Source organism: Pseudomonas sp. Pse79 (genome assembly GCF_024519615.1).
GTDB lineage: Bacteria > Pseudomonadota > Gammaproteobacteria > Pseudomonadales > Pseudomonadaceae > Aquipseudomonas > Aquipseudomonas veronii.
In genome coordinates this window covers 134385-143374 of record NZ_JALJRR010000016.1, presented here as the reverse complement: position 1 = coordinate 143374, position 8990 = coordinate 134385, and the positions used below count along the sequence as shown (strand labels likewise).

4 protein-coding genes are annotated in these 8990 nt (G+C 60.1%); 3 read left to right on the top strand and 1 reads right to left on the bottom strand.

From position 1 onward, the window contains the following. A partial coding sequence (locus NR164_RS20505; RefSeq protein WP_256823199.1) for a retention module-containing protein occupies positions 1 to 3623 on the bottom strand: 3623 nt, incomplete at its 3' end. A 347-nt stretch (positions 3624 to 3970) separates the two neighbouring features. Between NR164_RS20505 and NR164_RS20500 the strand changes: the two genes are divergently transcribed. From NR164_RS20500 to NR164_RS20490, 3 genes are read left to right on the top strand one after another with little or no spacing between them, the layout of a single operon-like run. Next, entirely contained in the window at positions 3971 to 5323 is a 1353-nt protein-coding gene (locus NR164_RS20500) for a TolC family outer membrane protein (protein WP_046385019.1), read from the top strand. A 46-nt stretch (positions 5324 to 5369) separates the two neighbouring features. After that, positions 5370 to 7523 (top strand): type I secretion system permease/ATPase, encoded by a 2154-nt coding sequence (locus tag NR164_RS20495; protein ID WP_046385020.1) that lies wholly within the window; start codon positions 5370 to 5372, stop codon positions 7521 to 7523. After that, positions 7513 to 8889 (top strand): HlyD family type I secretion periplasmic adaptor subunit, encoded by a 1377-nt coding sequence (locus tag NR164_RS20490; protein WP_046385021.1) that lies wholly within the window; start codon positions 7513 to 7515, stop codon positions 8887 to 8889. The genes NR164_RS20495 and NR164_RS20490 overlap by 11 nt, the downstream gene beginning before the upstream one ends. Positions 8890 to 8990 lie beyond the last annotated feature (101 nt).

Genomic DNA, 8990 nt, shown 5'->3' with positions numbered 1-8990 from the left:
GTGCCGACGGTGAAGGATTTCACGTCCGCCACGCCGTCTACGTCAGTGGCGCTCAGCTTGACTTCGATGCCTTGAACCGGATCTTCAGAACCCGTTGCAGTGGTCGGTGCGGCAACCGGCGCATCGTTGACCGGAGTCACGGTGATGGTGCCGTTGGCTGGAGCCGAGGTCAGCGGGCTGCCGCCATCAGCAATGCCACCGTCGGTGGCGGTGTAGGTGAAGTTGGCGGTGCCGTTGAAGTTTTCGTTTGGCTTGAAGTAAACGGTCGCTTCGCCGTTGACTGCGTCAATCGAGCCGGTTACCGGCTTGGTCATGGCAGCGTCGGTGTAGAAGGTGCCGTTGGTTGGCGTGCCGACGGTGAACGATTTCACGTCTGTCACGCCATCTACGTCGGTCGCGCTCAGTTTGACTTCGATGCCTTGAACCGGATCTTCGGAACCCGTTGCGGTGGTCGGTGCGGCGACCGGCGCATCGTTGACCGCAGTCACGGTGATGGTGCCGTTGGCCGGAGTAGACGTCAGCGGGTTGGTGCCATCAGCATTGCCGCTGTCGGTCGCGGTGTAGGTGAAATTCGCGGTGCCGTTGAAGTTTTCGTTCGGTTTGAAGTAAACCGTGGCTTCGCCGTTGACCGCGTCGATCGAGCCGGTTACCGGCTTGGTCATGGCCGCATCGGTGTAGAACGTGCCATTGGTTGGCGTGCCGACGGTGAACGATTTCACGTTCTCCACGCCATCGATATCAGTGGCCGAAAGCTTGACTTCGATGCCCTGGGCCGGATCTTCAGAACCGGTCGCGGTAGTGGCGACAGCTTCTGGCGCATCGTTGACCGCAGTCACGGTGATAGTGCCGTTGGCCGGAGTCGAAGTCAGCGGGTTGCTGCCATCAGCATTACCGCTGTCGGTCGCGGTATAGGTGAAGTTCGCCGTGCCGTTGAAGTTTTCGTTCGGTTTGAAGTAAACCGTGGCTTCGCCGTTGACCGCGTCGATCGAGCCGGTTACCGGCTTGGTCATGGCAGCGTCGGTATAGAACGTGCCGTTGGTAGGCGTGCCGACGGTGAACGATTTCACGTTCTCCACGCCATCGATATCAGTGGCCGAAAGCTTGACTTCGATGCCCTGGGCCGGATCTTCAGAACCGGTCGCAGTGGTCGCCACAGCCACCGGCGCATCGTTCACCGCAGTGACAGTGATGGTGCCGTTGGCTGGAGTCGAGGTCAGCGGATTGCTGCCATCAGCGTTGCCGCTGTCGGTCGCGGTATAAGTGAAATTCGCGGTGCCGTTGAAGTTTTCGTTTGGCTTGAAGTAAACAGTCGCTTCGCCGTTGACCGCGTCGATCGAGCCAGTCACCGGTTTGGTCATGGCGGCATCGGTGTAGAACGTGCCATTGGTTGGCGTGCCGACAGTGAACGATTTCACGTTGTCCACGCCGTCTACGTCGGTGGCCGAAAGCTTGACTTCAATACCCTGGGCCGAATCTTCAGAGCCCGTCGCAGTGGTCGCAACAGCCTCAGGCGCATCGTTGACCGCCGTCACAGTGACAGTGCCGTTAGCCGGCGCAGAGGTCAGCGGGTTGCTGCCATCCGCGTTGCCACTGTCGGTCGCGGTATAGGTGAAGTTCGCGGTGCCGTTGAAGTTTTCGTTCGGCTTGAAGTACACGGTGGCTTCGCCATTGACCGCGTCAATCGCGCCAGTCACCGGCTTGGTCATGGCAGCGTCGGTGTAGAACGTGCCGTTGGCCGACTCGCCGACGGTGAACGATTTCACGTTCGCCAGGCCATCCACATCGGTCGCGCTCAGCTTGACCGCAATGCCTACGCTTGGATCTTCAGTCCCGGTTGCAGTGGTCGCGATCGCTTCTGGTGCATCGTTGACCGCCGTCACAGTGACAGTGCCGTTAGCCGGAGCAGAGGTCAGCGGGTTGCTGCCGTCAGCGTTGCCGCTGTCGGTCGCGGTATAGGTGAAATTCGCGGTGCCGTTGAAGTTTTCGTTCGGCTTGAAGTAAATCGTGGCTTCGCCGTTGACCGCGTCGATCGAGCCAGTCACCGGTTTGGTCATGGCCGCGTCGGTGTAGAACGTGCCATTGGTTGGCGTGCCGACAGTGAACGATTTCACGTTCGCCAAACCATCCCCATCGGTCGCACTCAGTTTGACCGCAATGCCCTGGGCCGGATCTTCAGCTCCGTTCGCTGCAACCACCACTGCCACCGGCGCGTCGTTAACCGGCGTCACCGTCACGTCCAGCGTGCTGCTCGAACCGGTATTGGTGGTGTAGCCGATTTGCGGCACTTCACCGTTGTAATCCTTGACCGGGGTAAACGCATACGCACCATCCGCACCGATGGTGACGGTACCGACACCTTCGACAATGGCGGTTTGGCCTGCGTTATACGTGGTGCCGCCAACGGTGAACGTCGCGACGGTCAGCACGTTGTCGATGTCGCTGTCATTGCTCAGCACGTTGCCAGTGGCAACCTGCTCCTCGGCAACCGTGTTGGTGTCTGCGACCAGCACGCTCGGGTTGTCGACAGCGATCACGGTGGTAGTGGCGGCTTCTGGGTTGATCGCCAGGTTTTCGTAGTTACCGCCGCTTGCACCGGTGATGGTGGCGCTGACGGTCAGGTCTTTGCCATCGGCCAGGTTTGCCGGCGTATCGACGCTGACGGTGCCCGTGGTTTTACCGGCTTCGATGGTGATGGTGGTGTTGTTGGACAGCGTGATGGTGACGTCGGTCTGCGCGGCGTTGTTCACGGTCGCGGTATAAACGATCTTGCCGCCCTCATCGACCGACGCGTTCGCGCTCAGCGTGACGGTGGTGGTGTCGATGGTGTCATTGATCTGCGTAACGGCCGGCGCCGGGTCGGTGGTGATGATCAGGTTGCCGCCGCCGGACGTGCCGGTGATGGTGGCGGAGATCGACGAGGCATCCAGGTAAGGCGTGTCATTGCCCGCGAACGTGACGTTCAGCGCGCCCGCGGTCTGGCCGGCGAGGACCACGACAGACAAGCCGTTGGACAAGGTGACGGTCAGGTCACTGGTCGGCGCCTGGGTGACAAACACGGTGTAAACCACGACGCCGCCGGCTTCGGTGATGCTCGGCGTGGCAGTCAAGGTGATGGTGACGCTGCGCGGATCGAGGCTGTTATTGGTAGCGGCGGTGAACAGGCTGGTCGCGGCATCGGCGGCATTCAAGCCGTTCGTCGGATAACCGATGGTAGGGTCAACCGTGCCTGCGGTGGCGTCCAGCACGACAAAGCTGTGGCCGCCACCCACGGCGCCGTCCGCGCCAGCGGCAGTCGGGCCGGCAGCTGTGGCTTCAAGGTCTTGGGTCGGGTCGGCACCGGCAGCGATGGCTTGCTGCAGTTCGGCAACGGAGGGTGCTTCCTGGGCAGTGGCGGCACTCAGGTCGGTCACTGAGTCAGGCGTGTTCGCGCTCCATTGCGTGTCGCGCCCCAGGTCAAGGGTGCGGCCATCGGCAAGCTCCAGCGACACGGAGCCGGCAGGACCGGTTTCCACCTGCTCCCCTGCAAACAAACGATCCCCTTCTACCAGCAGGCGACGAATCCCTTCCGGGGATACCGCAAACACTTGACCGACAATGCTTTTGACGACCGCAACGCTGCTCATAAAAGACTCTCCGTGTATTACCGTTCAGGGGGCATCCATCATGGAGACCGGCCTTTCTCTCTAGTGCCGATTCAATAGCTGGAGTACGTTAAACCCATGTAAAAAATTTGGCGTCAATATTTTGGTGTTTTGCTCGACGAATTACTTTTCCGTCAAGGTATTGACCTATTTGGCGCCATCCTAAACAATCCGCCCGGTAATGTCACATTGATATTTACACGGCATCGCGACTTTCTGTTTGCACCGTCCAGCACTCATGACAAGCAGTGATTTCGGTTGCCAATCCAATGCACTATTTCAAGTTTGTTGCGGTTTTCCAGGCAACCAATCCCCAGGGAAGAATCACAATGCGTTTGCACTTATTCAAAGCTTTGCCTTTTGCTCTAGCCGCCAGTTTCGTACAGGCTCAAACCCTGACAGAGGCGATGCAGAAAGCGGTGGAAGTCCATCCGGAGATCCAAGCGGGTGTCAATGCGCGCATTGCTGCTGACTACCAAGTCGACGCAGCCAAAGGCGGCTACTTGCCTAAAGTCGACTTGCTGGGCGGTTATGGCCGTGAAAGCTCGGACAACACCACCACCCGCGCGGCCAGCAACAGCCACGATTGGAAAACCATGAACCGCGGCGAATCGACCATTCGTCTGCAGCAAAACCTGTTCCAGGGTTTTGGCACCCAAAATGAAGTAGGTCGCCAACAAGCCACCGCCAATTCCCGCGGTTATGCGCTGCTCAACACGACCGAGCGCACCGCCCTGACGGTCGCCCAGGTTTATCTGGATGTCTTGACCCGTCGCGAGATGGTGCAACTGGCAGAAGAGAACCTGAAAAGCCACGAACGCATTTTTGACCAGATCAAATTGCGCACCAGCCGTGGCGTCGGAAGAATGGCGGACATGGACCAGGCCGAAGCCCGTCTGGCTCAGGCTCGAAACAACCTGATCACCGAACAGACCAACCTGGCTGACGCCAACACCAACTACATGAGCGTTGTCGGCCAAGAGCCCGACCAACTGGAAAAGCCAGCGGGCATCGTGACCTTGCTGCCAGCCAGCCTGGATGACGCACGCCGCCAGATGATTGCCGACAGCCCGGTATTGCGCTCTGCCGAATCGGATATCACCGCCGCTGAAAAGCAGTACGAATCCGCCAAGTCGACCTTCTACCCGCGCTTCGATGCGGTACTGCAACGTTCGGCCAACGACAACATCGCCGGCGACCCAGGCCATGACAACAGCTATTCCGCCATGCTGAACATGCAGTTCAACCTGTTCAACGGCGGCACCGACAAGGCCAACCTGCAGTCCAAGGCTTCCCAGGCCTCCCAGGCGCTGGACATCCGCAACAACGCCCTGCGTCAGCTGAACGAAGAGCTGGGCCTGGCGTGGAACGCCTACAACAACGCCACCCAGCAGGTGCCGATCGCGCAGGAATACGTGGACCGCAGCACGCGAGTACGTACCTCGTATCAACAGCAGTTCAGCCTCGGTGAGCGTACACTGCTCGACTTGCTCGACAGCGAGAATGAACTGTTCACCGCTCAGCAGCGTCTGGCGCAGATCAAAAACCTGCAGATCTACACCCAGTATCGAATCAAGGCCGACATGGGCCAACTGCTGAGAAGTCAGGGCGTGGTAGCGCCGATGGCATCGGTTGTGCAGAACGATATTAAACCGTCGGTAAACCTGCCAGGGATGAACTGATTCTTGACGGCGTTGGACCACTCAACTGCAGTAAGAGAGAGTCAGCTTGGATTCTGAAATAGGTGTGGCGCAACTCAACCATGACCCGCGCAGTCAGCATGACGACCCCTTGCTGGACGGGTTGTTGACACTCTGCTCACTGCATTACAAACCCGCCAGCCGCGCAATGCTGACCACTGGGCTGCCACTCGCGGCCCAGCGCCTGAGCGCCGAGTTGCTGCCGCGTGCAGCCGCTCGGGCGGGTTTGCAGGGGCGGTTGCTGCAGCGCAAGCTGGAACAGATTCCATCCATCGCACTGCCCGCCATGCTGCTGCTCAAGGAAGGGCGCAGCGCGGTGCTGTTGGGCTGGGAAGGCGACACGGCGCGACTGCTGCTCAGCGAAAGCGACGGCGGCGAAGTACAGGTCAGCCGTGAAACCTTGAGTCAGGATTACAGCGGTCGGGTATTTTTCGCCCAACCGCAGCATAAATTTGACATCACCAGCGGCACGCTGATCCCGCGCGCACGCTCGTGGTTTCGAGACACCCTCAAGCGCTCGCGCTGGCTCTACGCCGACGCAATCGCCGCGAGCCTGGTGATCAACCTGATCGCCCTGGCCGCACCACTGTTTGTGATGAACGTGTACGACCGCGTGGTCCCCAACCAGGCCACCGCCACCTTGTGGATGCTGGCCATCGGTATCTGCGGCGCGTACCTGTTCGATCTGCTGCTCAAGAGCCTGCGCAGTTTATGCCTGGACCTGGCGGGCAAAAAAACCGACCTGATCATCTCCGCGACGCTGTTCGAGCGCATCGTGGGCATGGCCATGAAAGTGCGCCCGGCGCGGGTCGGCAGCTTTGCGCAGAACATCCATGAATTCCAGGGGATGCGCGACTTCCTCACCTCGCTGACCCTCGCGAGCCTGATCGACCTGCCCTTCACCCTGATCATCCTGGTGGTGATCGCCATGCTCGGCGGCCACCTGGTGTGGATTCCGATCATCGCGTTCCCGCTGGCCCTGGGTATCGGCCACATGCTCCAGAAACCGCTGACTGCGACACTGGAGCGCACCATGGCCCTGGGCGCCGAGCGCCAGTCGAGCCTGATCGAAACCCTCGCCGGGCTCGATGCGGTCAAGGTCAATAACGCAGAAAGCGAGCGCCAGTATCAATGGGAACAGACCATTGGCACCCTCAGCCGCCTGGAACTGCGGGTCAAGGTGTTGTCGGGCCTGGCCATGAACATCACCTTGCTGATCCAGCAAGTGGCCGGCGTGGCGATGATCATTTTCGGCGTGTACCAGATCATTGATGGCGCTCTCAGCATGGGCGGCCTCGTTGCCTGCTACATGCTCAGCGGTCGCGCACTGGGCCCGTTGGCGCAACTGTCGGGGCTGCTGACGCGTTACCAGCAAGCCAAGGTGACGATGGTCTCGGTCGACCAGATGATGGAGTTGCCGCAAGAACGCAACTACGACGAACGCCCGCTCAGCCGCAAGGCGCTGCAAGGCGCGATGACGTTCCGCGAAGTCGACTTTACCTACCCGAACCAACAAAACCTGGCGCTGCGCGGCATCAACCTGAACGTGCGGGCGGGCGAGAAGATCGGCATCATCGGGCGCAGCGGCTCGGGCAAAAGCTCGCTGGCCAAACTGTTGGTCGGTCTTTACCAGCCGGATTCGGGCTCGTTGCTGGTCGATGGCGTGGACATTCGCCAGATCGATGTCAGCGAATTGCGCCACAACATCGGCTACGTGGCCCAGGACATCCAACTGCTGGCCGGCACCTTACGCGACAACCTCGTCTCGGGTGCGCGCTACGTGGACGACGAAATGGTGCTGCAAGCCGCAGAACTGGCCGGCGTGCATGAATTTGCCAGGCTGCATCCGCAAGGTTACGAACTGCAAGTGGGCGAACGCGGGCAAAACCTCTCCGGCGGCCAGCGACAAAACGTCGCCCTCGCCCGTGCGCTGCTATTGAACCCACCGATCCTGCTGCTGGACGAACCGACCAGCGCCATGGACAACACCGGCGAAGAGCGCCTGAAACAGCGCTTGCAGTCGGTGATCGAAAACAAGACGGTGATTCTGGTCACCCACCGCGCCTCGCTGTTGAGCCTGGTGGATCGCCTGCTGGTGATCGACCGTGGCCAGATACTCGCGGACGGTCCAAAAGCGGCCGTCATGGAAGCGCTGAAAAAGGGGCAGATCAGTGTTGCTTAAATCCGGCCCACGCCGTTTGAAAGACGTCATCTTCGGCTATTTCAGAGGCACCGACTCGCTCGAAGACCAGCCCTTGCCCGAAGTCGAAAAAGCCCTGGTCGACGACGCCCCGCGCATCGTGCGCCTGACCATTTGGGGCGTGATCGGCTTCTTCGTGTTCCTGATACTGTGGGCGCACTTTGCGATCATCGATGAAGTGACCAAAGGCGAAGGCAAGGCGATCCCCTCCTCACGCATCCAGAAAATCCAGAACCTGGAAGGCGGCATCGTCGCCCAGATCTACGTGCATGAAGGCCAAATCGTCGACGCCGGTGCGCCGCTGGTACGCCTGGACGACACACGCTTTGCCTCCAACGTCGGCGAAACCGAAGCCGACCGCGTGGCCATGGAACTGCGCGTGGAGCGCCTCAGCGCCGAAGTCGAAAATCGCCCGCTGAACATTACCGAAGACGCGCGCAAAGCCGTGCCCAACCAGGCTTCGAACGAAGAGTCGCTGTACCTGAGCCGACGCCAGCAACTGTCGGACGAAATCGGCGGGCTGCAACAACAACTGCTGCAACGCCAGCAGGAACTGCGTGAATTCGCCTCCAAGCAGGACCAATACCGCAACAGCCTGAACCTGCTGCGCCAGGAGATCGGCATGTCCGAACCGCTGGTACAACAGGGCGCGGTCTCGCCGGTAGAAGTGCTGCGCCTCAAACGCTCCGAAGTGGAAACCCGCGGCATGCTCGATGGCACCACCCTGGCCATCCCCCGCGCCCAGGCCGCCATCAACGAAGTGCAACGCAAAATCGACGAGACCCGCGGCAAATTCCGCAGCGAAGCGTTGGCTCAACTGAACGAAGCACGCACCAACCTGAGCAAGGCCCAAGCCACCTCCAAAGGCCTGGAAGACCGCGTCAGCCGCACCATGGTCACCTCCCCCGTGCGCGGTATCGTCAAGCAAATGCTGGTCAACACCGTAGGCGGCGTGATCCAGCCCGGCAGCGACATCGCCGAAGTCGTACCGCTGGACGACACCTTGCTGGTAGAAGCCAAGATCCGCCCGCAAGACATCGCCTTCCTCCACCCCGGCCAGGAAGCAATGATCAAATTCACCGCCTACGACTACACCATCTACGGCGGCCTCAAAGGCAAACTCGAACAGATCGGCGCCGACACCGTGATGGATGAAGAGAAGAAGAACACCTTCTACGTCATCAAACTGCGCACCGACCGCAGCCACCTCGGCACCGACGACAAACCCCTGCTGATCATCCCCGGCATGGTGGCCTCTGTGGACATCATCACCGGCAAGAAGAGCATCTTGAGCTACCTGCTCAAGCCAATCATCAAATCCCGCGCAGAGGCCATGCACGAGCGCTGATCGGGGCATTTTGCTGCGGGAGAAGCAGGTAAATGCAGGGCGAAGGGCGAAAACTTGGGTTTTCGCAAAAATAGTCAGATTTCAGGGGTTTACAGAACTTT